The organism is Neomoorella carbonis, from assembly GCF_045278715.1.
Lineage (GTDB): Bacteria > Bacillota > DSM-521 > Neomoorellales > Neomoorellaceae > Neomoorella > Neomoorella carbonis.
Genome location: NZ_CP136420.1, coordinates 1,098,724 through 1,121,761, shown reverse-complemented (window position 1 = coordinate 1,121,761; position 23,038 = coordinate 1,098,724). Strand labels below are relative to the sequence as shown.

At 54.6% G+C, this 23,038-nt stretch carries 26 protein-coding genes; 2 read left to right on the top strand and 24 right to left on the bottom strand.

Translation table 11 applies throughout. The features are described from left to right. Positions 1-3: 3 nt before the first annotated feature. From MCACP_RS05810 to MCACP_RS05725, 18 genes are all read right to left on the bottom strand, one after another. Positions 4-801: a phosphatidate cytidylyltransferase gene (locus MCACP_RS05810; RefSeq protein ID WP_406678410.1), complete on the bottom strand. Its 798-nt coding sequence runs from the start codon at positions 799-801 to the stop codon at positions 4-6. A gap of 18 nt (positions 802-819) precedes the next feature. Further along, positions 820-1,599, bottom strand: coding sequence for an isoprenyl transferase (locus MCACP_RS05805; RefSeq protein WP_406678690.1), 780 nt, complete (start codon positions 1,597-1,599; stop codon positions 820-822). A 63-nt stretch (positions 1,600-1,662) separates the two neighbouring features. Next, on the bottom strand, positions 1,663-1,833 hold the full coding sequence (locus MCACP_RS05800; protein WP_406678409.1) for a DUF362 domain-containing protein: 171 nt from the start codon (positions 1,831-1,833) through the stop codon (positions 1,663-1,665). Between the two features lie 18 nt (positions 1,834-1,851). Continuing rightward, positions 1,852-2,061, bottom strand: a complete 210-nt coding sequence (locus MCACP_RS05795; RefSeq protein WP_406678408.1) for a PASTA domain-containing protein — start codon at positions 2,059-2,061, stop codon at positions 1,852-1,854. A gap of 2 nt (positions 2,062-2,063) precedes the next feature. Further along, the gene (frr, locus tag MCACP_RS05790; RefSeq protein ID WP_406678407.1) at positions 2,064-2,621 is read right to left on the bottom strand and encodes a ribosome recycling factor; all 558 of its coding nucleotides are present in this window, start codon (positions 2,619-2,621) and stop codon (positions 2,064-2,066) included. Then, on the bottom strand, positions 2,621-3,343 hold the full coding sequence (gene pyrH, locus MCACP_RS05785) for a UMP kinase (RefSeq protein ID WP_406678406.1): 723 nt from the start codon (positions 3,341-3,343) through the stop codon (positions 2,621-2,623). The genes frr and pyrH overlap by 1 nt, the downstream gene beginning before the upstream one ends. Positions 3,344-3,448: 105 nt before the next feature. After that, positions 3,449-4,057, bottom strand: coding sequence for a translation elongation factor Ts (tsf, locus tag MCACP_RS05780; protein WP_406678405.1), 609 nt, complete (start codon positions 4,055-4,057; stop codon positions 3,449-3,451). 126 nt (positions 4,058-4,183) lie between these two features. Further along, a complete protein-coding gene (gene rpsB / locus MCACP_RS05775; RefSeq protein ID WP_406678689.1) occupies positions 4,184-4,882 on the bottom strand; it encodes a 30S ribosomal protein S2 in 699 nt (232 codons plus the stop codon). Between the two features lie 169 nt (positions 4,883-5,051). Further along, complete coding sequence (codY, locus tag MCACP_RS05770) at positions 5,052-5,834, bottom strand: GTP-sensing pleiotropic transcriptional regulator CodY (protein WP_054937933.1); 783 nt, start codon at positions 5,832-5,834, stop codon at positions 5,052-5,054. A gap of 17 nt (positions 5,835-5,851) precedes the next feature. Beyond that, entirely contained in the window at positions 5,852-7,234 is a 1,383-nt protein-coding gene (hslU, locus tag MCACP_RS05765) for an ATP-dependent protease ATPase subunit HslU (protein ID WP_406678404.1), read from the bottom strand. A 22-nt stretch (positions 7,235-7,256) separates the two neighbouring features. Further along, positions 7,257-7,781 carry an ATP-dependent protease subunit HslV gene (hslV, locus tag MCACP_RS05760; RefSeq protein WP_406678403.1) on the bottom strand — a complete coding sequence of 175 codons (525 nt, stop codon included), beginning with the start codon at positions 7,779-7,781 and terminating at the stop codon, positions 7,257-7,259. Positions 7,782-7,786: 5 nt separating this feature from the next. After that, positions 7,787-8,716: a tyrosine recombinase XerC gene (gene xerC / locus MCACP_RS05755; protein ID WP_406678402.1), complete on the bottom strand. Its 930-nt coding sequence runs from the start codon at positions 8,714-8,716 to the stop codon at positions 7,787-7,789. 55 nt (positions 8,717-8,771) lie between these two features. Further along, positions 8,772-10,085 (bottom strand): methylenetetrahydrofolate--tRNA-(uracil(54)-C(5))-methyltransferase (FADH(2)-oxidizing) TrmFO, encoded by a 1,314-nt coding sequence (trmFO, locus tag MCACP_RS05750; protein WP_406678401.1) that lies wholly within the window; start codon positions 10,083-10,085, stop codon positions 8,772-8,774. A 21-nt stretch (positions 10,086-10,106) separates the two neighbouring features. Next, entirely contained in the window at positions 10,107-12,197 is a 2,091-nt protein-coding gene (gene topA / locus MCACP_RS05745; RefSeq protein WP_406678400.1) for a type I DNA topoisomerase, read from the bottom strand. A gap of 12 nt (positions 12,198-12,209) precedes the next feature. After that, positions 12,210-13,295, bottom strand: a complete 1,086-nt coding sequence (gene dprA, locus MCACP_RS05740; RefSeq protein ID WP_406678399.1) for a DNA-processing protein DprA — start codon at positions 13,293-13,295, stop codon at positions 12,210-12,212. A 208-nt stretch (positions 13,296-13,503) separates the two neighbouring features. Further along, positions 13,504-14,607: an iron-containing alcohol dehydrogenase family protein gene (locus MCACP_RS05735; protein WP_406678398.1), complete on the bottom strand. Its 1,104-nt coding sequence runs from the start codon at positions 14,605-14,607 to the stop codon at positions 13,504-13,506. An 86-nt stretch (positions 14,608-14,693) separates the two neighbouring features. Then, on the bottom strand, positions 14,694-15,218 hold the full coding sequence (locus tag MCACP_RS05730) for a ferredoxin domain-containing protein (protein WP_406678397.1): 525 nt from the start codon (positions 15,216-15,218) through the stop codon (positions 14,694-14,696). 89 nt (positions 15,219-15,307) lie between these two features. Continuing rightward, on the bottom strand, positions 15,308-16,849 hold the full coding sequence (locus MCACP_RS05725) for a YifB family Mg chelatase-like AAA ATPase (protein WP_406678396.1): 1,542 nt from the start codon (positions 16,847-16,849) through the stop codon (positions 15,308-15,310). Positions 16,850-16,917: 68 nt separating this feature from the next. Here MCACP_RS05725 and MCACP_RS05720 point away from each other — a divergent pair, with 68 nt between their 5' ends. Further along, entirely contained in the window at positions 16,918-17,088 is a 171-nt protein-coding gene (locus tag MCACP_RS05720) for a hypothetical protein (RefSeq protein WP_406678771.1), read from the top strand. 310 nt (positions 17,089-17,398) lie between these two features. Beyond that, the gene (locus MCACP_RS05715) at positions 17,399-18,676 is read left to right on the top strand and encodes an IS110 family transposase (protein ID WP_406677771.1); all 1,278 of its coding nucleotides are present in this window, start codon (positions 17,399-17,401) and stop codon (positions 18,674-18,676) included. A gap of 329 nt (positions 18,677-19,005) precedes the next feature. Here MCACP_RS05715 and MCACP_RS05710 read toward each other — a convergent pair whose 3' ends face one another. The 6 genes from MCACP_RS05710 to MCACP_RS05685 form a co-directional block, all read right to left on the bottom strand. Continuing rightward, the gene (locus MCACP_RS05710; protein ID WP_406678395.1) at positions 19,006-19,284 is read right to left on the bottom strand and encodes a type II toxin-antitoxin system VapC family toxin; all 279 of its coding nucleotides are present in this window, start codon (positions 19,282-19,284) and stop codon (positions 19,006-19,008) included. Then, a complete protein-coding gene (locus tag MCACP_RS05705) occupies positions 19,259-19,474 on the bottom strand; it encodes a hypothetical protein (protein ID WP_406678394.1) in 216 nt (71 codons plus the stop codon). Before MCACP_RS05705 ends, MCACP_RS05710 begins: the two co-directional genes overlap by 26 nt. A 133-nt stretch (positions 19,475-19,607) precedes the next feature. Further along, a complete protein-coding gene (locus tag MCACP_RS05700) occupies positions 19,608-21,296 on the bottom strand; it encodes an IS1634 family transposase (RefSeq protein ID WP_406677048.1) in 1,689 nt (562 codons plus the stop codon). Between the two features lie 201 nt (positions 21,297-21,497). Further along, a complete protein-coding gene (locus MCACP_RS05695; RefSeq protein ID WP_406678393.1) occupies positions 21,498-21,632 on the bottom strand; it encodes a hypothetical protein in 135 nt (44 codons plus the stop codon). 785 nt (positions 21,633-22,417) lie between these two features. Next, positions 22,418-22,765, bottom strand: coding sequence for an endoribonuclease MazF (gene mazF, locus MCACP_RS05690; protein WP_406678392.1), 348 nt, complete (start codon positions 22,763-22,765; stop codon positions 22,418-22,420). After that, on the bottom strand, positions 22,759-22,992 hold the full coding sequence (locus tag MCACP_RS05685) for an AbrB/MazE/SpoVT family DNA-binding domain-containing protein (RefSeq protein ID WP_025774455.1): 234 nt from the start codon (positions 22,990-22,992) through the stop codon (positions 22,759-22,761). Before MCACP_RS05685 ends, mazF begins: the two co-directional genes overlap by 7 nt. Positions 22,993-23,038 lie beyond the last annotated feature (46 nt).

Sequence of the window (23,038 nt, the reverse complement as noted above, 5' to 3'; positions counted from 1 at the left end):
GTTTCACTCCATTTTTGGTAAAAAGAAGACCAGATAATAGTATACCACCGGAGCCACCAGGAGCAAACTATCAAAACGGTCCAAAATTCCTCCGTGGCCTGGTAAAAGCCGGCCGCTGTCCTTAACCCCTGCCTGGCGCTTAAAACCCGATTCAATTAAATCGCCGGCCTGGGCGGCAATGGCGGTGAGTATTGCCAGCCCGGCCAGCAACCAGCTATTAAAAGCCGGCAACAACAGAGGACCCAAAACTTCCGCCACCACTAAAGTTACCAGCAGGCCGCCGATTGCCCCGGCCCAGGTTTTACCGGGGCTGAGGCTGGGCCAGGGGTGGCGGCGGCCGAAGATACGGCCGCAAAAATAAGCGCCGGTATCGTTGGCCCAGGTCATGAGGAAGGTCAGGATGAGGGTCCCGGTACCGCCGGGTAAAAGGCGGAGCAAAGGCAGGTAAGCCAGCAGCCCCCCTACATACCAGCTCCCCAGGAGGGTTATGGCCACATCGGCCGCTGCCAGGCGGGGGAACATAGCCAGGAAAAGCAAGAGCATCCCCACTGTTAGCCCAGCACCCGGCCAGGCAACCATTCCTTTATTAAGATATGCTGCCAGGACAAACAGTAAGCCACCTGCAATACCTGCCGGGACCAGCGGTTTCAGCTTCAGGCGGGCGGCCAGGTGATAAAACTCCACCAGGCCGGTAAAGGCCACCAGAATTACCAGCAGAAGGAACCACCAGCCGCCCACGTAGGCCGTTCCCAGTAATAACGGGATACCCACCAGGGCAACTAAAATTCTGGTGCCTAGCACATTCAACACCACCACAGGTCAAATTTTCAGGCCGCCGAAACGCCTTTCTCGCTGCTGGTAAGCCAGCAAGGCCTGGCGTAAATTTTCCCGCCGGAAATCAGGCCAGTAGACATCAGCAAACCATAATTCCGTATAGGCCAGCTGCCAGAGCAAAAAGTTGCTGAGGCGCATTTCCCCGGAAGGGCGAATTAAGAGATCGGGGTCGGGCAGGTCACCGGTATAAAGGGCACCTTTAAGCGCATCTTCATCGATATCCTCGGGACGGAGTTTGCCGGCCAGAACTTGGCGGGCAATGTGCCGGCAGGCATCCACCAGTTCGGCCCGGCCGCCATAGTTGAGGGCCAGGTTGAGGATGAGCCTGCTGTTGCCGGCTGTTTCCCGGCGGGCCCGGGCCAGTTCTTGCCGGGCCGCTAACGGCAGGGCTTCCAGGCGGCCAATGGCCCGCACCTGGACCCCTTCTTTCTTTAATTCGGGTAACTCCCGGCGCATGTATTCGACCAGGAGGTTCATTAACGCTTCCACTTCTTCCCGGGGTCTTTTCCAGTTTTCTGTAGAAAAAGCATATACCGTAAGGATGGCAATGCCCCAGTCAACGCAGGCCCGGACAATATCGCGTAAAGACTCGACCCCCGCCCGGTGACCGGCCACCCGGGGCAGGCCCCTTTTCCTGGCCCAGCGACCATTGCCGTCCATGATAATGGCTACATGGCGCGGTAGTTTGCCTGGTTCGAGTTCCATATCCTTCGTTTCCTTGGGCGGCCCGGGGCGGAGCCATCTGGTCAGGAAACCAGCCACCAGTTTCCCCCCTAAAGCTAGCAACCTATAAAACAAACCCCCTCAAGGAGGGGGATTGTCGCCATCCTACTCTTCGACGATGGCCTCATTAGGACAGGCTTCACGACAGGTACCACAATCAGTGCAGATTTCAGGGTCAATAACATAGGTGTCTTCGCCTTCGGAAATGGCGCCCTGGGGGCACTCATCTGCACAAACGCCGCAGGACAGGCATTCTTCTGTTATCCGATGGGGCATAGGTCCTTCCACCTCCTTTCACTGGTGGTGAGTATTTACATAAGCCAGAACCAGGTCAACCTGGCCGGCTCCCACCAGGCGTAAACGTACGACGCGGCCCTCTTCTTCCTCACCCGGGAAAGGGCGAAGGGGACCGGTAAAGGAGTAATTATGCACCTGCCAGCCGCCGGCAGCCAGGAGTCTTTTGGCTTCAGCCAGGGTGTAGCCCAGGCAGTCAGGAACCTCCAAAGCTAGACCTCCATAATTTCCGCTTCTTTATTGGCCAGGAGCTTATCAATGGTTTGGATGTAATTGTCGGTCAGCTTCTGGACCTTTTCCTGGGCCCGCTTGACCTCATCTTCCGAAGCAGTTTTATTTTTCTCCTGAGCTTTTAACTTGTCGTTGGCATCCCGGCGGGCGTTGCGGACCAGCACCCGGAATTCCTCCGCCTTCTTGCGGACCATTTTGACCAGCTCGGTGCGCCGCTCTTCCGTTAGCTGGGGAATGACAATGCGAATAACGGTACCGTCGCTGGTCGGCGTCAACCCCAGGTCCGACTTTAAAATGGCCTTTTCCATTTCCGGCAGGATATTGCGATCCCAGGGTTGGACCACTAGAAGCCGGGCTTCCGGGGCGGAAACCGTGGCCAGCTGGTTGATAGGGGTGGGTGTGCCATAATAGTTAACGGTAACCTTTTCCAGCAGGGCCGGGTTGGCCCGTCCCGCCCTGATAGAAGCCATCTCCCGGCGCAAGTTCTCGACTGCCTTTTGCATCCTGCCTTCGGCTTCTTTTAAAATTTCATCAAGCATCACTCTAACCTCCCGACAAAGGTACCGATGGGTTCACCCATGATTACTTTCAGGATATTGCCTTTTTCTTTTATGCCAAAGACAATAATGGGAATGCGGTTGTCCATACATAGGGAAGTGGCAGTCGCATCCATTACTCCCAGGCCACCGTTCAAGACTTCCAGGTAATCGAGATCCTTCAGCCTTTTGGCATGGGGGTTTTTCTCGGGATCGGAATCGTAAACGCCATCAACCCGTTTGGCCATCAATATGACATCGGCTTCTATCTCGGCCGCCCGCAGGGCTGCGGTAGTATCGGTGGAAAAATATGGGTTACCTGTCCCGGCAGCAAATATCACTACCCGGCCCTTTTCCAGATGCCGGATGGCCCGGCGGCGGATGTAAGGTTCGGCAATTTGGCGCATTTCAATGGCCGTCTGCACCCGGGTATCCACACCCTGGCTTTCCAGGGCATCCTGCAGGGCCAGGGCGTTGATGACAGTTGCCAGCATACCCATGTAATCGGCAGTGGCGCGGTCCATACCCCTGGCACTACCCTTCACTCCCCGCCAGATATTGCCGCCGCCGACGACTATGGCCACATCCACCCCCAGATCCCTTACTTCTTTTATTTGCGCGGCTATAGAAGTGAGGACTTCCTGGTCGATGCCAAAACCCTGGGTGCCGGCCAGGGCTTCACCGCTGACCTTTAGAACTACCCGTTTAAACTTGGGTTGCCCCATAACTGGCATATACCTCCGTAACTCCTGAATACTTTCTACACGTTCTTGAAAATTCCTCTTTACCTGCGGAAAAAAAGAGCACCGCGGTGCTCTTTTTTCTGCCCTTTATTCCTCCGCCTTGATACCTTCGCCTACTTCATAGCGGACAAAACGCCGGACAACAATCTTTTCGCCCAGCTTGGCGACGGCTTCATTAATAAGATCCTGAACGGTCCGATCCATATCTTTAATAAAGGGCTGCTCCAGGAGGCAATTATCCTGGAAGAACTTTTCCAGGCGGCCGGCGACAATCCTGTCGATCACCTTTTCCGGCTTGCCTTCATTTAACGCCTGGGCCCTTAAGATTTCTTTTTCTTTGGCCAGGACTTCTTCCGGTACATCTTCCCGGGCTATATACTCGGGCCGGGAAGCAGCTACCTGCATGGCCAGGTCGTGAACCAGTTCCTTAAAGGCGTCGGTCTTGGCGACAAAGTCGGTCTCACAATTGACTTCAATTAAAACGCCTATCCGGCCCCCGCCATGGATGTAAGCGTGTACCAGGCCTTCACTGGCTATTTTACCGGCCCGTTTGGCCGCGGTGGCCAGGCCTTTCTTGCGTAAATACTCAATGGCCTGCTCCATGTCGCCGCCGGACTCTTCCAGGGCCTTTTTGCAGTCCATCATTCCTGCTCCCGTCCGGTTCCGCAGCTCCTTGACGTCAGCAGCCGAAATCATAACTTCACTCCTCCGCTGTTTGCTTTTACCGGCAGGTTATAAACTACATCAGCCAGCCGGGTTTTGACCGCACGCATACACTATGTAAGCGTAGGTAAAACCTACGCTCAGTAATATGCAGGAATATTATTCCTCCACGACTTCTTCCGGTTGATCCTGGCCCTGCAGGCCCTCTAATACGGCGTCAGCCATTTTACTGGTCAGCAAACGGACGGCCCTGATGGCATCGTCGTTACCGGGAATAACGTAATCTATTTCATCGGGATCGCAGTTGGTATCGACAATGGCCACAATGGGAATACCCAGCCGCCGCCCTTCGGCCACGGCAATTCGTTCTTTGCGCGGGTCGATGATAAAGAGGGCATCGGGGAGGTTTTTCATTTCCTTAATGCCGCCCAGGTAACGCTCCAGCTTTTCCTTTTCACCCCGTAGACGGGCTACTTCCTTTTTGGGCAGCACCTCAAAAGTGCCTTCTTCTTCCATCCGCTCCAGCTCTTTTAAGCGTTCGATGCGCCGGCGGATGGTCTGGAAGTTGGTGAGCGTCCCTCCCAGCCAACGCACGTTGACATAAAACATGCCGCAGCGCTCGGCTTCTTCCTTGACGGCTTCCTGAGCCTGCTTTTTGGTGCCCACAAAAAGGATTTTGCCTCCATCGCGGGCCAGGTCCCGGACGAAATTATAGGCTTCTTCAATCTTTTTGACGGTGCGCTGGAGGTCGATGATATAAATCCCGTTGCGCTCCGTAAAAATATACGGTGCCATTTTAGGATTCCAGCGCCGTGTCTGGTGGCCGAAGTGGACACCGGCCTCCAGCAGCTGCTTCATGGAAATAATCAAAAGGCTGCACCCCCTGTAGTTTTACCCGCCGCTACCTTCATCAGGCCAGGAGGACCTTGGCAAACGGCACTTCTCCTGCCCTCCGGCGCGTGTGGAATTAAGCACCAGAGGTTAGTATAACATAAACCCCTGGTGCCCGGCAAGTCATACTCTCGCGTTAACGGCGGAGTTTTTCTAACTCCTCCAGCAGGTGATCGTTGAGGATGCGGATATAGGTCCCCTTCATCCCCAGGGATTTGGACTCGATGACGCCGGCGCTTTCGAATTTCCGCAGGGCGTTGACGATAACGGAACGGGTTATACCCGCCCGGTCGGCGATCTTGCTGGCCACCAGGATACCTTCGTCGCCGTCCAGCTCGGCAAAGATGTGCTCCACGGCTTCCAGCTCGGAGTAAGAAAGGGTCGCCAGGGCAACATGGACGGCGGCGCGTTTGCGGGCTTCTTCCTCGATTTTGTCGGCTTTGGAACGCAGGATCTCCATACCGACTACGGTGGCACCATATTCGGCCAGGACCAGGTCTTCGTCATCAAAGCGGACGTTAAACTTGGAGAGGACCAGGGTACCCAGGCGCTGGCCGCCGCCGACAATGGGCACGACCGTGGTCAGCTTGTTGTTGAAGACGCATTTTTTATCCAGGTCAAAAACGCAGGCGTTGCCTACCTGGCAAAAGTTGGCCTGGGTTTCGTCAATGCGCAGGAGCTGTTCATTGTACTGTTCCGGGAAACGCTCGGACTGGAAGACAATGTCTTCCATAATATCGCAGGTGAAACCTTCAACAAAGGCATAACCCAGAACGCGGGCATGGCGGCCTACAATGTAGGTGTTGGCCCCCAGGACATCGCGCATTACATTGGCCATTTCTTGAAAGTCCACCGGATTGCCGGCCGCCCGCTGCAGCAGGCGGTTAATTTTCCTTGATCTTTCCAATAAAGTTTCCATAAACCATCTTCCTTCCTTCAGAGTATATAACTTTGCAAATCGGCATGTTGCATTATGTCGCCCAGCTGTTGCCGGACATAATTGGCATCGATAACTACCTTGCGTTCCTCCACTTCTGGCGCCCGGAAAAGGAGATCCTGCAAAACCTTTTCCATGATAGTATGCAGCCGGCGTGCGCCGATATCTTCGCCCTGATTATTTACAGTATAAGCAATATCGGCAATTTCCGCAATAGCATCAGCTGAAAATTGTAATTCTATGCCATCTACTGCCAGAAGTGCTGTATACTGGCGCAACAGGGAATTTCGGGGTTCGGTTAAAATCCGCTTGAAGTCGTCCCGGCTCAAACTTTTAAGTTCTACCCTGATAGGAAACCGGCCCTGGAGCTCGGGGATGAGATCTGAGGGTTTGGCCACATGGAAGGCCCCGGCGGCAATAAAGAGAATATGATCGGTTTTCACCGGGCCGTACTTGGTCTGGACCGTGGTGCCTTCCACAATGGGCAGGATGTCACGCTGGACTCCTTCCCGGGAAACGTCAGGGCCAGCCCCTTTTTCCCGCCCGGCTATCTTATCGATCTCATCCAGGAAGATGATCCCGTCCTGTTCCACGCGCTGGACGGCTATGGCCGCCACCTCGTCCATATCAATCAGTTTATCGGCCTCCTGCTGGGTGAGGATCCGCCGGGCTTCCGCCACCGTTACCAGGCGCTTGCGTTTGCGCCGGGGGAGCATATTGCCCAGCATATCCTGGAGGTTCATGCCCAGCTCTTCCAGCCCCAGGCCGCCCATGACAAACCCCGGGACGGCACTATCTTCTACTTCCACCTCCACCATCATGTCTTCCAGTTCCTGGCGCTTTAATTTTTCCCTGAGGATGGCCCGCTGTTCGGCGGTATTTTCGTCGTCGGCCGCCATCCCTTCCCCACCGGCCGGTCCCCCGCCAAAGAGAACCTCCCACGGGGAACGGCTGCCCCTTTCCTTCCCGGCCCGGGGGGCGATCAGGTCCAGCAAACGCTTTTCCGCCAGTTTGGCTGCTTTTGCCTCTACTTCAGCCCGCTTTTCTATTTTAACCATTCTTACGGCATTTTCTACCAGTTCCCGGATCATGGATTCGACATCGCGGCCGACATAACCGACTTCCGTGAAGCGGGTGGCTTCTACCTTTAAGAAAGGCGCTCCTACCAGACGCGCCAGTCTTCGGGCAATCTCGGTTTTGCCGACACCGGTGGGGCCAATCATAATGATATTCTTGGGCAGGACCTCATCGCGTAAATCGGGACCCAGTTTCTGCCGGCGGTAGCGGTTCCTCAGGGCGATGGCCACGCATTTTTTCGCTTCTTCCTGGCCGACGATATAGCGGTCTAACTCGGCTACTATCTGCCGGGGTGTAAGGTCCAAGTTTTACCCCTCCCCTTGGGCATTAGAGTTCTTCTACCACAATATTATTATTGGTATAGATGCAGATAGAAGCGGCAATCTCCATGGCTTCCCGGGCGATGGCGCCGGCCTCCAGGTCGGTATGCTTTATTAAAGCCCGGGCGGCCGCCAGGGCATAAGGACCGCCGGAGCCGATGGCGGCGATGCCGTCATCGGGTTCAACTATTTCGCCGTTACCAGAAATTACCAGAAGATGCTCCCTGTCGGCCACCACCAGCAGGGCTTCCAGGCGCCGTAAAAACCTGTCCGTACGCCATTCTTTCCCCAGCTCTACGGCGGCCCGCTGCAGGTTGCCGTGATATTCTTCCAGTTTGGCCTCGAACTTTTCAAAGAGGGTAAAGGCGTCGGCCACACTGCCGGCAAAGCCGGCCAGGACTTTATTCTGGTATAAACGGCGTACTTTACGGGCCTTATGCTTCATAATGGTATGGCCAAAGGTCACCTGGCCGTCGCCGGCTACGGCCACCTTGCCTTTATGACGTACGGCGATCACCGTTGTACCTTGCACAGGTTTTACCCCTCACTTCTTTTAGCCCTGGGGTGGGCCTCCTGATATATTTCTCGCAACCTGGCCTGGCTGAGATGGGTATAGATCTGGGTGGTGGAAAGGTTAACATGGCCCAGGAGTTCCTGGACTACCCTAAGATCCGCCCCCCGCTCCAGCATATGGGTGGCAAAACAGTGACGCAGGGTGTGGGGGGAAATACCGCTGTTTAATGCCGCCTTCTCGACGTAGTGGTTCAACCGCTCCCGTACGCCCCGCACCGTCAGACGGCCGCCCAGGTGGTTGAGGTACAGGGCTTTTGCTTCCGGCGGATTGCGGCGGGCCGCCAGCGCCGGCCGGCCCCGGGCCAGGTAATCCCGCAGGGCTTTAACGGCCTGGCTGCCCAGGGGGACAACCCTTTCCCGCCGGCCCTTGCCCAGGACCCGGGCATAACCGGCCTCCAGGTCTAGGTTTTCCTGGTTCAGTCCGACCAGCTCGCTCACCCTGATGCCAGAGGCATATAAGGTTTCCATTATGGCCCGGTCTCGCAACCCCAGCGGGGTAGCAGCCGGTATGGCCAGCAGTTTTTCCACCTCGGCATAGCTTAAAAAACGGGGTAAACGTTTTTCCCGGCGCGGTCCTGCCAGCAAGGCCGCCGGACTGCTCTCCACCTTTCCCTCCCGGAGCAAGAAGCGGTAAAAGGAACGTAAAGCAGCCAGCTTGCGGTTTATGCTGCTTTTTTCCCGGCCCAATTGGTTCAGCCAGCCTAAAAAACGGCGCACCAGCCAGGTATCAACGTCGCCCGGCCCGGCCTCCGGGCCCCGGCGTTCGTATACAAAGGCAGCAAATTGCTCGATGTCGGCCCGGTAAGCGGTAACGGTACAGGGAGAGGCCTGCTTTTCACCTTCCAGGTATAAGATAAACCCTTCCAACCCTTCTTGAAAGGCAGCCCCGATCACACCCTCACCCCCACGGACCCTATATATGCTAACATATTCACTTGTATAGTGCAAGTCAATTGCCGGAAAATTCACCGAGGCCGGACCAGATTTCTAAAGCTCGCTCTGCTAAAGCCCGGTTGCGCACTTCCCGGCTTTTCACCCGGCGCTCCAGGGGCGGCAGCAGGCCAAAATTAATATGCATGGGCTGCAGGGGGGAATGGGTGGGATCGGTGATATAATGGAGAAGGGCACCGTGGGCCGTAGCCGGCGGCAGGGTCAGGGGGTCCTGGCCCTTGATTAAACGCGCCGCGTTGACCCCCGCCACCAGGCCGCTGGCGGCGGACTCAATGTAACCTTCCACGCCGGTTAGCTGGCCGGCCAGGAAAACATGCGGCTGTTCCTTTAACTGCAGGGTAGGTTTAAGCACCTGGGGCGAATTAATATATGTGTTGCGGTGCATGACGCCAAAACGGACAAACTCCGCCTCTTCCAGGCCGGGGATGAGGCGAAAGACCCGTTCCTGTTCTCCCCACTTGAGGCTCGTCTGGAAACCCACCAGGTTATACAGGGTACCGGCCAGGTTATCCCGGCGCAGCTGCACCACGGCATAGGGCTCCTTACCGGTAGCCGGGTCAACGAGGCCCACCGGGCGCATGGGGCCGAAGCGCAGGGTATCCGGTCCCCGCCTGGCCATGACTTCCACCGGCATGCACCCTTCAAAAACTACCTCAGGCTCAAATTCATGCCGGGGGTGACGTTCGGCCGTAATCAAGGCCTCGTAAAAGCGCCGGTACTCCTCTTCATTCAAAGGACAGTTGAGGTAGTCTTCCTCCCCCCGCCCGTAGCGGGAAGCCTTGAAAATACGGCTGTAATTTAAAGATTCGGCCGTAACAATGGGCGCCGCCGCGTCGTAAAAGTATAGATACTCGGCGCCGGTTAAACCTTTAAGGCTTTCGGCCAGGGCCGGCGAAGTTAAAGGCCCGGTGGCAATGATCACCGGGCCCTGTACGGGTACGGCCCGGGCTTCCTCCCGGATAATGGTAATCCGTTCTTCCGCCTCCAGGGCGGCAGTCACCCGGGCGGCAAACTCCTCCCGGTCTACGGCCAGGGCCTTGCCGGCCGGCACGCGGCATTCCTCAGCTACGGCCATAATGAGGGAACGGGCGAGGCGCATCTCCGCCTTTAACAGGCCGGCCGCGTTCTCCAGGGTATCGGCCCGCAAAGAATTGGAGCAGACCAGCTCGGCCAGGTAGCCGGTACGGTGGGCCGGTGTCATCTTGCCCGGCCGCATCTCCCACAGCTCGACTTTGATTCCCCGCCGGGCCGCCTGCCAGGCGGCCTCGCTGCCGGCCAGGCCGCCGCCAATAATGATCAGCTTTTCCGGCAACTTATCGCCTCCGTAAACAAACTATTTAGCCTGCTGGATCTTTTCTTCATAGCCGCATTCCTTGCTGGGGCAAAGCAGGCGTACCCCCTGGCGGGAAGCCTTTTCCACCAGGCGGGTCCCGCAGCGAGGGCAGTTCTGGTTGGTAGGTTTATCCCAGGAAACGTAATTGCACTGCGGGTAGTTCTGGCAGCCGTAAAATTTGCGCCCCTTTTTCGTGCGCCGGGCCACAATTTCTCCCCCGCACCGGGGGCAATTAACGCCGATGGTCTCCAGCAAGGGTTTGGTAAAACGGCAATCGGGGAAGCCGGGACAGGCCAGAAATTTGCCGTAGCGGCCCGTTTTGACAACCAGGTTGCGGCCGCAGAGTTCACATTTTTCTTCGCTGACTTCTTCCGGGAGCTCTATGGTGTCGATTTCCCTTTCGGCCCGTTCCAGGACCCGACTGAAGGGCTCGTAGAATTCAGCCACTACCTGGCGCCAGGATAATTTTCCAGCTTCAATCTCGTCCAGCTGCTGTTCCATCTGGGCCGTAAATTCCACGTCAATAATATCAGGAAAATGCTCCTTCAGGAGGTCCACTACCACCCGGCCCAGCTCCGTGGGGATAAACTGCTTCTGCTCCCTGACCACATAACCGCGCTCCAGGATGGTCTCAATGGTGGGAGCATAGGTGCTGGGCCGGCCGATACCCAGCTCTTCCATCGTTTTCACCAGGGTGGCTTCGGTATAACGCGGCGGCGGCTGGGTAAAGTGCTGCTTGGGTTCCAGGGATTGAAGTTGCAAAATCTCGCCGGTGGCCAGGGCGGGCAGCCTTTGTTCCTGCTCCTTACCTTCGCCGTCGCTGCCTTCCTGGTAAACGCGCAGGTATCCCGGAAACTTGATTACCGAACCGGTAGCCCGGAAAAGGCAGGGACCGGCGCTGATTTCCACTGTCATGGTATCCATAACGGCAGCCTGCATCTGGCTGGCCACAAAGCGCTCCCAGATTAGATTGTAGAGGCGGAACTGGTCCCGGGTCAGGACATTTTTCAAGGCTTCTGGTTCCCGCCAGACGGAAGTGGGCCGGATGGCTTCGTGGGCATCCTGGATGTCCTTACGGCCCTTAAACTGCCTTAAGCCCTCCGGGACGTACTCGGGGCCAAAGCGCTCCATGAGAAAGTCCCGGGCTTCCAGCTGGGCGACGCTGGCAATACGGGTGGAATCGGTACGGATATAGGTTATCAGGCCGACAGGACCTTCACTGCCGCCCAGGTCAATGCCCTCGTAGAGCTGCTGGGCCACCTGCATGGTCCGCCTGGCGGTGAAATTCAGCTTGCGATAAGCCTCCTGCTGCAGGGTGCTGGTGGTGAAGGGGGGCGCCGGGTTTTTGCGCCGTTCCCGCTGCTTAACCTGAGTTACGACATAGCTGGCCCCTTCCAGAGCTGCCAGGATGGCGTGCATTTCCTCTTCATTTTTAATTTTCGGCTCCTCGCCGGCATACTTAAAGAGTTTCGCCGGGAAAGCCTCACCGTCACCGCCGGCCAGCAACCAGGCTGTCAGGCTCCAGTATTCTTCCGGCTGGAAAGCTTCGATTTCCCGTTCCCGGTCGACAATCAGGCGTACGGCTACCGACTGCACCCGGCCGGCGCTTAAGCCTTTACGTACCTTGCGCCACAGGAGGGGGCTCAAACGGTATCCGACCACGCGGTCCAGCACCCGCCGGGCCTGCTGGGCATCGACCCGGTTTTGATCAATCTCCCGGGGCTTTTTTATAGCTTCCTGGACGGCGTTGCGAGTTATCTCGTTGAACTCGATGCGCACAGGCCCGGGAGGCAGGTCTAGGAGATGCTGCAGGTGCCAGGCAATGGCCTCCCCTTCCCGGTCCGGGTCCGTAGCCAGTAAAACGCGCTGGGATTTCTGGGCAGCGTCCCGCAGTTCCTTTACAATCGCCCCTTTTCCCCGGATGGTGATATAGTGGGGCTCAAAACCGTGCTCGACGTCGACGCCAAACTGGCTCTTGGGTAAATCGCGGATATGCCCCATGGACGATTTAATGGTATAGTTCCGCCCCAGGAATTTGCCAATGGTCTTGGCCTTGGCCGGCGATTCCACGATAACCAATGTATGGGCCAAAAATTTTCCCCCCTAACAGCGCAGGTAAAAACCTCCCGGCAACCGCCGGATTAATTTTCTTATCTCCAGCTGAAGCAGGGCGGTATTCACTTGCCCCGGCGGCAGGCCGGTTGTGGCCATAATGGTATCCAGGTGAACAGGCACGACGCTGAGGGCAGCCATAACCTTTTCCTCGGCGGCCGACAGGGCCACCTCCACCCGGCTTTCCTGCGGGGACAAAGTCCACAGGGATTGGGGCTCATATTCGGCCAGAATATCAGCCACCCCGGTCACCACTCTGGCCCCCTGTTTAATTAATTCATTGGGACCCTGGCTGTAACGGCTGGTGATAGGCCCCGGGACGGCAAAGACATCGCGGTTCTGCTCCAGGGCCAGGTCGGCTGTAATCAAGGCGCCGCTTTTGGCTGGGGCTTCGACAACCACCGTACCGCTCGCCAGGCCGCTGATAATGCGGTTACGGGCCGGGAAATGGCCGGCTTCCGGCGGCGTGCCCGGGGGAAACTCGGAAAGGATGGCCCCGTGGTCCATTACCTGATGGTAAAGCTCCCGGTGTTCGGGGGGATAAATAACGTCTACCCCACAACCCAGGATGCCCCAGGTAAGGCCGTTCTCCCGGATGGCTCCCCGGTGAGCAGCAGCATCTATGCCCCGGGCCAGGCCGCTGACAACCCCGACGCCGGCGGCGGCAAGACCCGCAGCGAGATCGGCAGCCACTTTAAGACCATAGGCCGTCGCCCGGCGGGTACCGACGATGGCTATTTTCAGGCCTTCCCCCGGCAGCCGGCTGCCCCGCCAGTAGAGGACGGGCGGCGGATCATAAATGCGCTTGAGCTCCAGGGGGTAGGCTGCATCCTCCAGGATCAGGACTCTTATCCCGGCAGTATCTAGTTTAGCCATAATTTTTTCCGGTGTTACCTGGCGGCGCCACTTAATCAAGCCGGTTGCTGCTTTACCCAGACCTTCTACGGCCAGAAGCTCTTTATCCGGAGCTTCCCAGGCAGCGCGGGGGCTGCCGAAAATTTTAACCAGCTGGAGGAACCGGCGAGCTCCCAGGCCCGGCGTCTGCTGGAGGGCTACCCAGAACGGTTTTTCTTCCATGGTTTCTCCCCTGCTTAGTAGTTGTAACAGTTACCTTTCGCGGTCTGGGTGAAATTTCCTGCCACTAGCAGTTTAAGTTACCTGGTTTTTTAAAAGCATATCTATTCTTTACCGTCCCGTCAAGACTGAATTAAAAAAGTCCCCCTGGAGGGACATGAGAGGTGCGGCAGGCCTAAGGTATGGGAACCCGGAGCCTGGTTCTGGAATACTAGCCCAGGCTCCGGTATAAAATATTGCCTAAATCGGCAGCGGTCGCCTGGCGGGCCGTCCAGGACAGGCTGCTCGCGTTGGCTGCTGCCAGGGAGGCCATCCTTTCCAGCTCTGTTTCTGGGAATTTGGCCAGGGGGGGTAATAAGTGCCGGATCAGTTCCCGAACTTCCTCTATGGATGCCATCCCCAGGACCTTAAGGAGATTGTTAACTTTAACCGGTTCTGCCGGCTGGATAAATTCCAGATAGGCCGCCAACAAATAGCCGTTGGCGCGGCCGTGGGGTATGTCGTGGCTGTAGGTTAAAGGATAACCCAGGGTATGGAGGATAGTCGTCCGGGTCTGGGCAATGACCATGCCCCCCAGGGTGGCGGCATACATGAGGTCCCGCCTGGCTGCCGGGAGCAAGTTTCCGGCCAGCAGTGCCTCCTTTTGCCCGGCAAAAAGGCGCACGGCTTCCAGGGCCAGGGTGTCGCTTAAAGGGGTGGAGCGCCTGGACAGGTAACCCTCGATGGCATGGGTCAGGGTATCCAGGGCGGTATCTATGGTAATATCGCGGGGTAAGGTATAGGTATAGCGGGGGTCCACCAGGGCCACCAGGGGGAAGCAGCGGTCGTCGCTGAAACCCTTTTTTATTTCCTTAGCCGGTAAAGTAAAAACGGCATGCTGGGTAACCTCGCTGCCGGTACCGGCGGTAGTCGGTACTGCTGCCAGCGGCAGGGGGGGCTCCGGCAGGTCGGCCTCGTAAAGCCGGGCTGCCGCTGCTTTGTTGGGTACCAGGAGAGCCACGGCCTTGGCCGTGTCCAGGGGGGACCCGCCGCCAATGCCAATGACCAGGTCAACCCTCTCCCGGCGGGCCAGGTCAACAGCTTTAGCTACTGTCTCCAGGGTCGGGTTGGCCGGTACCTCGTTGAAAACAACCCAGCTTAACCCCAGCTTTTTAGCCAGGACTTCAAAATCAGCCAGGGCACCGCTGGCAACGGCGCTTTTGCGACCCGTAACTACGAGGGCCCGCCGGCCCAGCCGGCCGAGTAAATCGCCATACTCCTTTAATACCCCTTCGCCAAAAAATACCCGGGTAGGCAGGTAAAAACGAAAGGTCATTTTAATCGCCTCCACAAAGCTCTTTTAATGAATGGGCGCCCAGGGGAGGGCCCTGGGCGTCATTAGGTTAACACGTTTAAAATAACTTAGCGGTCAAAATAAATGTTTTTCCCGGTAGCGGCGATGGGGATACCGGCAATAACGTCGGCATCCATAAGGCCTATCTTTCTGGCTACGACACCAATACGGTACATAATGCGGTTGTCGGCGTTGAGCATTCCCGCCATCTTGGCGGCTGAACCCAGGGCTATCCCCAGGTCCATTAACCGCCAGGCGCAGATCGGCCCGGCAAACTCGGGACCATCATGGATCTTTTCCAGGTCGGCACAGCGGGGAACTCCGCAGGCACCGCAATCCAGGCCGGTTTTAGCAGCGTTTTTCAGCCCGACCAGGAGAACGGCATCCGAGCGGCGGACATTATCACCATCGCGGTCAAAGTTTTTCTTCCCGCTCTCCTGGCCATAGCGGGCCATAGCTGCGGCCAGCTCCTCCAGGGCTTCCCCCTGGAGGATTTTCAACTCAATAAAGTCTTTGCCGGCGGCCTTAGGCGCCGTCCTGGCGGCAATGGCCATCAGCTCGGCGATTAAACCCATGGCTTGAAATTCAGGCATGCAGGTTCGCCTCCTTTTTATGTTTGAGGCGGGCAGGTAACTCCTGGCTTCACACCAGATAACATGCCCTACCTTAAATAACTTTATAACTAAGCACCCTGTTTCTCCTCCCCCCAGTCAAGGCTGCGGTACTGGATAGCCTCGGCCAGGTGGGCGGCAGTTATTAACTCCGACCCTTCCAGGTCGGCTATGGTCCGGGCCACCTTGAGCAAGCGGTCATGGGCCCGCATGGAGAGACCCAGCTTGTTAAAGGCATCGCGCAGGAGGGCGCGCGCCTGGGGGGCCAGGCGGCAGAACTGGTGCACCTGGCGGGAGGACATGGCTGCATTGCAGGTTACCCCTGTCCCCTTAAGCCTTTCCTGCTGTTTCTGGCGGGCGGCCGTGACCCGCTCCCTTACAGCAGCCGAATTTTCCCTGGCGGTCCCGGCCTCGACTTCGCTATAAGTCAGGCGGGGAACTTCCAGGTGCAGGTCTATCCGGTCCAGTAAAGGTCCGGATAACCTTTTCCGGTACTGGGCGATCTGGTGGGGGGTGCACAGGCATTCTTTAACCCCATCGCCGTAATAGCCGCACGGACAAGGATTCATACTGCCGATTAGAAGGAAATCGGCGGGATAGGTAATGGCGGCCGCCACCCGGGACACGGTGACGAACCGGTCTTCCAGCGGCTGGCGCAGGGCCTCCAGGACGTCACGGCGGTATTCGGCCATTTCATCCAGAAAAAGAACACCGTGGGTGGCCAGGCTGACCTCTCCCGGTTTAGGAATCCGGCCGCCGCCGATGATGCTGGCCGTCGAGGCTGTATGGTGGGGTGTCCGGAAGGGGCGTTCCGTTATCAGCCCCTGGCCGGGAGCCAGCAATCCCGCGACGCTGTAAATTTTGGTTACGGTAAGGGCCTCTTCATAGGTGAGGGGCGGCAGGATCGAAGGCAGGCTCCGGGCCAGCATGGTTTTCCCCGCCCCGGGACTGCCGATAAGGAGAATATTATGGCCCCCGGCAGCTGCTATTTCCAGCCCCCTTTTGGCAGCTATCTGGCCCTTGATATCGGCCAGATCCACCCCATTAAAAACCGGGGGTGGGCTATCACCTGTTGCCGGTTTAACTTCCGGCAGCTCCTCATCACCGCGCCAGTAAGCCACCACCTGGGCCAGGCTTTCTGCCGCCAGAACCTTTAACCTGGAGGCCAGGGCGGCTTCATTGGCATTGGCCGCCGGGACAATAAAGGTGGCCCCCGGCTGAAACTCTTGCAGGGCCAGGGCCATGGGCAAAACCCCGGGAATAGGCCGCAGGGTACCTTCCAGGGAAAGCTCGCCCACAGCATAGATGGCCGCCGCCGGCCCGCTGCCAAGTTCTTCCGCGGCCATCAGGATGCCCAGGGCAATAGGCAGATCATAGATGGGACCTTCTTTTTTAATATCACCAGGGGCCAGGTTAACGATTATCCGGCGTAAAGGAAAGTCAAAGCCGGAGTTTTTAATTGCCGCCCGCACCCGTTCCCGCGCCTCTCGTACGGAGGGGTCCGGCAGGCCCACGATATCACAAACAGGCAAACCATTGCTAATATCCACCTCTACCCGTACACTCTGGCCCTCCAGGCCCACGAGGACGACGGAATTGACAATGGCCAGCATTTTGAACCCCCAGGTGGTTTTATGTCCAATATTTGCTATTCGCCACCAGAACGGGAGTTCCTGCTAAGGTGGTGAAAAAAGAAAAGGCCCCGTTTGGAGGTCTTCCGTTATCCCCTTTTCTGGCTACGGGTATACTCGATAGTCTTTCCATGGTAATCAACATCAGCGGAGACAGCTACCGCTTAAAAGAAAAACGCCGGGCGGGGATAATAAGAACCTTATTAAAAAACAAAAACTAAACTGAAGGCAAACGCGCGCTCACCTCTTCCCTTCCCCTTAAGGAGAAGGGAAGAGATAACCTCATTAGTAAAAGTAAAAATTTTACCACCGTCCAGACCCGATTATTGCTAACATGGAACAATGTGGCATCTATATTCAAAGAGTTATTATTTCCGTTATACCAGGTATCTTTTCATAATGCCTCTTGTTATTAGTCAATATCGTAAGCATTCCTGTAATGATTTAAGGTAGGTGTTGCCAATAAAAAAGCCTCCTGGTAAAAAGAAAATAGACCAAAACAAACAAACCCACCAGGAGGCGAGAAACCGTATGAATGAAGTGCAAAAGAAATTACTGGTCCATGGTGATGTGATAATTGTCGGTATCGACGTAGCCAAACACAACCACTGGGCACGGATCTATAACCAAATCGAACTAGATGTGGTCAAACCCTTCAAGTTCCATAATAGCAAAGAAGGCTATTATCGTCTAGTGGCTAAAATGGAAGAAGCCAAAGAAAAAGCCAGGGCAACAAGGGTAGTAATCGGCATGGAACCCACCGGCCACTACTGGAAACCCTTAGCATGGTTTCTCCAGGAGCAGGGTTATACAGTAGTGATAGTCAATCCCTATCACGTCAAAAGGCGGAAAGAGGAAGTGGGTAACTCCCCCACCAAGAACGACCGAAAAGACGCCGGGATAATAGCCAAAGTAGTCAAGGACGGGAATTTCCTCCACTGCCTTTTGCCCAAAGGAAAATATGCCGAACTAAGGAACCTGACCGTAACCCGGCGGCAGCAACGCCGGAAACTAAACAGCGCCTTAAACCAACTCCAGGCCATCCTGGACGAATACTTCCCCGAGCTGGGGCAAGTATTCAAAAACCTGTTAGGCAAAGCAGCCCAATGGGTCTTAAGGAACTGTCCCTTCCCCAGGTTAATATTAGCCTATAAACTCGAAGAATTAGCCGCCGCATTAAAAGAAGCCAGTAACCACCGGGTAGGGATGAAAAGAGCCCAGGCCCTCTACCAGACGGCCCAGGGGTCCATAGGAGTAACCGAAGGATTAACCGGAGCCCAACACAAGCTAAACGCCTGCCTGGACGAAATAGCCTTTTACCAAAAGCAGATCGAGCAAACAGAAGCAGCCATGGCCGACATACTAGCAGGAATAGATATCGCAGGCAATTTATTAAGCATCCCCGGTATAGGCCTGGTAACAGTAGCCGGCTTTTTAGGCGAAATAGGCGATCCCCAAAATTACGAGCACTGGAAGCAAATCCAAAAACTCGCCGGACTGAACTTAAGCGAACAAAGTTCCGGGCAGAAGAACGGGCAAAGCAAAATATCCAAACGCGGGCGAGCCGAATTAAGGAACCTGTTATACCAAGCCAGTCTAACTCTAGTAGCCAAGAACCGTGAATTTAAAGCGTTGTACCACTACTTCCTGACCAGGCGGGAAAACCCCTTAAAGAAAAAGCAGGCCTTAATAGCCATAGCCGTAAAATTGCTACGGGTGATGTACGGCCTGGCCAGGAAGAAAGAAAACTACGACTCTGACAAAGTGTTAGGCGACTATCGCCGCGCCCAATTACAGCAAGCAGCTTAAGAAGTAAAAACCCAAACACAAGGTAAAAAGTCTTGGGTGGGGGAAGCCTTAATCACCACCATAAGGGCATAGACCCTGCTCATAAGTACCAGGCGCAACCCACCCGCCCTCAAAAGGCCGAACGAAGGAATGAAACAGGGCATAGACCCCGGGAGACATGATAGGGTAGCCGAGGGCCAGGAAGTGGTGAGGTTACTACCCAAGACTTAAAGATTAAACCATCGTCTTGTTGTTGTGGACGATGATGGAGGCTTAGTCTGCCCTCTTGAACTTTATCGTAAAAAATTGAAAATCTAAGAGAGCAGGCGATTTAACGAGATAGAAGCAAATTATTGAGATAGGTTGTAATATATTGCCGTACAACCTATTAATAAGTCAAAATCGCTGATTGTTAACCCCTGTTTATGCAATTCCGCTCTTCGTTGACCGAAGATGCGTGCTATAGGCGGGGAAACATTTATTATGGAAATGCCCTTCAGAAAATCGCGCAATGAACTTTCTTTTTCCTCTGGCTTCGCACTTCTAAAAACCCCTTCATACAATTCAGCGATGGTAACTACACTTATGGCCAGTATTTTGCCATCACCATTCTGAACCTTTCCTGCCAACGCTATTACGGCGATGGTAAATTTCTTCTATGAATCCGTCAGCATCGAAGTCGGTCCAGGAACCTGCTGCTCTTTCAAATGCTTTCGTGTTTTCATTGTTAGATTCCTCGTTATCTAGAAGATGGCGTAATTTTTCCCTTTCCGCGGGAGGGAGTCTTTTAATCGCGTTATAAATTTTTTCTATAGCCATAACTTACCACCCTATTCTTCATACTTTCATCATCTTATTATAACCTAAATTTCTATTTGAAATGGTGATCATCCCACATTCCGCACCTTTGGATATAATTACCAATGTTTACTTGGAGCACTAAAAAATACTCCTACCCACCACCGCGGGGTGGGAAAAGGTAAATTTCCTTGCCGAAACCAGCAAGTTCAAGGGCTCTAATCACCTCCGACCCGTGATAGTTGATTAACGCCCGGTCCGAACCCTGTTTAACTACCAGGAGATAATCAAACATCTCCAGGAGTGCCCGTGCTGTAGGGTTAGTACTCTTACGTTTCCCCGGCAGGATTAAGGGGGACTCCTCTTGCTCCAGATTTTTTCTTACCCGATACTCCAGGTAAGCTGCCACCAGAAGGGCTAGCTGGAAAACAAACGACATGGCTTCTACCCGGTTCTTGTTCTTAAGGAAGATGGGCCCCAGGAGGACCGGCTGTTTTAAGAAACGGAACTGCCTCTCAACAGCGTTCTGTTCCTTATACTCCTTGAGCACCGCCCGGTCGGGGTAAGCTTTGGTATCCATGAGATTGGTAATGAGGACAAAGGTGGAAGCCAGGTCTTTTTCATGGGCCATTGCTTCCCGGTCTTCCTCTATTCTAATATGGGCATGGTAAACGACTGTGTTCTGGGGCTGCTCTCCTTTTTTGGGCCGCCCAGGTCGGACGTAGCTGCTCGCTATTTCTTCATCAACTGTGCCCTTTAGGATGAAAGGTTGGTGGCGGTATTCCCTCAAGAAGAGTTCTATGGCTTTTTTGGCGTCGGCCTCACAGGCGAAAGGGCGCCGGGAAAGAGCTTGGGCGGCCTTTTCCAGAACTTCTCTTTGCTTGGCCCACTTTTTCAAGAGACTATTCTCTTTGCGTTTATCCAGGGTTGTGGAGTGGACCACGATTAAACGAAAGTCATGGCCGCCTATTTCCCGGACAAAGCTCTGGCTTTTATAGTAGGCAGCATCTTTCTTTGAACTCAGTTTTCCGATCTCCTGCCAGGTGCCGGTTCGGAAGGCTTCGGCCTTAATCTCTTCGTTAAGGCCGAAGTTCTCCGGTAACAGGGAGATAAACTGGAGGGCGGGTTTGTTATCTTCCTCCTGCATCAAAAGAGCCAGGTTATCCTTAGTTACCAGGGCGCAGTCCGCCACGAAAATGACCTCTTTAAGCTTTGCCGGGCTCAATGTTTGGACCAATTCTTCAATAACCTCAGGGTACCAGGATTTATCACTGGTATTGCCGCCCAGACTTTGACCCAAAATGGGTAACCCATCTTTGTTTACGGTCAAGCCGATGAGAAACTGCTTGAGGTCAGGACGATGATCCTTGCTAAAACCGAAAGTTATATCTAAATCTCCTTCGCCCTCATAGGCGCCCTGTACGGAAATGGAGGTGGTATCCACATGGATGCCTGTAATGGGCACGTTGTGGGTAGCGGCGGCAGTTAAAGCAATGCTGGAGAACAACTTCTTCAGCTGGCCGCTGGCGAAGAGTTTATCCAGGGCCCGGCCCAGGGCATCATCGTTAAAATCTCTAGGCCGGACCTGTTGCTCAGCTCCAAACAAAACCTCCAGGTCCTGGTTCTCATAAAAGCGCTCCACATGATAGAGGGCCTCTCGGTCTACCAGGAGATTAATGATCAGCGCCTTAACCCGATTTCCCGGGGAAAGATGGCACTGGACCGGGTCCCATTCGACTACGGCATCAATGATTTCTGCTATCTTCAGAACGTCACATAACCTGGCGATAAGGGCTGCGGGACCGGCCCGGAAGAAGCGCATATTATCGATGGCTACAGGCATCGAACATTCCTCCAGAATTCTCTTAGAGGAATGATTCGATACTCAATTAGAAATTCCTGGTTAGAAGATTCTCTCTACTTTTATTTCCTTCTGCACCCTGTAAAAATTATTTTTGGGTTGCTCACAGGGTGCGGAAGATGGGATCATCAATGAGGTTCCCGTTATTACTTTCTTTAAAAGCCTTGCAGTTCTTTTCCGCTTCTATATTTGATTTTTCATGTATATAATTTGACCAACAATCTCACAAACCTGCAGACCGTTGCTAATATTGACCTCTACCCGTACGCCCTGCCCCTCCAGGCCCACGAGGACGACGGAATTGACTATGGCTAACATGTTCAACCCCCAGGTGGTTTTTTGACCCACATTTGCTATTCGCATCCAGAACGGAAGTTCCTGCTAAAGTAATGAAAAAAAGACACCGTTTAGATAGAGGTTTTGATAATGACTTCTATCCTTAAGCCATTTCCTCTCCAGGTAGCTCCAGGGGATAACTCCTACTGTCCGGATCCAAATCTGCTCTGTTAGGTCAGGTAACCGTTCCAACATCATGTTTTTCTATAAGGTGCGGCAGCTTACTGGTAGGTCCTATACTTCTCCAGAAGGTCTCCTGCCGTTAGTGTCCCGCCTGCGTGCGACTTTCTCCCATTATCGTGCTATTCTGTGTAGTGGTCTGTAACTCACCGTAGGAAGACGTGGGATAGCCCGCCCCGGGTTCCATCTGCACTTCCCCTCCAGGCTGGCGGTAGCAGCTATTTCGACCGTGGTTAGGGAGGGGTTAGAGAGGGTTTCCTGCTTCATCGTAACCCCAATGGGTTAGCTCCACAGGCGTAACGTCCCGTCGTTCCCCACGGTAGGGAAGCTTCAAGCCGCTTCCAAATCCAAAGCTTTTTTCAGGATATTCCGGGCTGCGTTTATAACCCGTTCGAGAACTAAACCGCAGTAAGGACAGTAGTGGAAACGAATATTATAGACATGCATCTTTTGTCTAGCTGATATTTCATACAGTCAGCGGCCTATATTATTATAAAAAAGTTTGATTAATGCGATAATCTGCATTAATAGGGTAGTTAAAGCGGCGGCGTAGGGCCTAAAATTGCTGCACGCCGTTCTCTTGCAACTCAGGAAATCAACACCTGAACTTTAGCCTGGACTTCTGCTATCACCCCTGCCGGGACTTTGCAGGCAAATTGCGCCTCCCTTGCCCGCCAGTCAAGGCTTTTTACCTGGTCTGCCAGGATCACTCCGGTAATCTTTAAACCAGCCGGTATCTCTACTTCAAAGGGATAACCCTTCGCCTTTGTAATAACTGGGCAAAAAAGGGCCAGCCCCACTTTGCCGTTATAAAGTTGCGGTGAAATTACCAGCGCCGGCCGCCTGCCAGCTTGCTCATGTCCTGCCCGGGGATCAAACTGGAGCCAGACTATATCACCACGTTCGGGAATATAGGTTACCATCTCGTTTACCATATTTCCCGCCCAACCTGGGGCCCGGTATCTATTTCACTATGAATATTTTCAGGTTTAACCCGGGCTAACATTTGTTCCAGGCTGTAATGTTTGCGGCGGATAATTATCGCGTCCTCATCTACCTGTAAATCAACCGGTGTGCCTTCTCTAAGGCCGATTTTTTGGGCCAGCGATAAAGGGATACGTATCCCTAAACTATTGCCCCACTTTTGCACATGAGGTTGCATAACGATTTTCACTCCTTCTTTGTTTATACATAGTATACTTTTAATG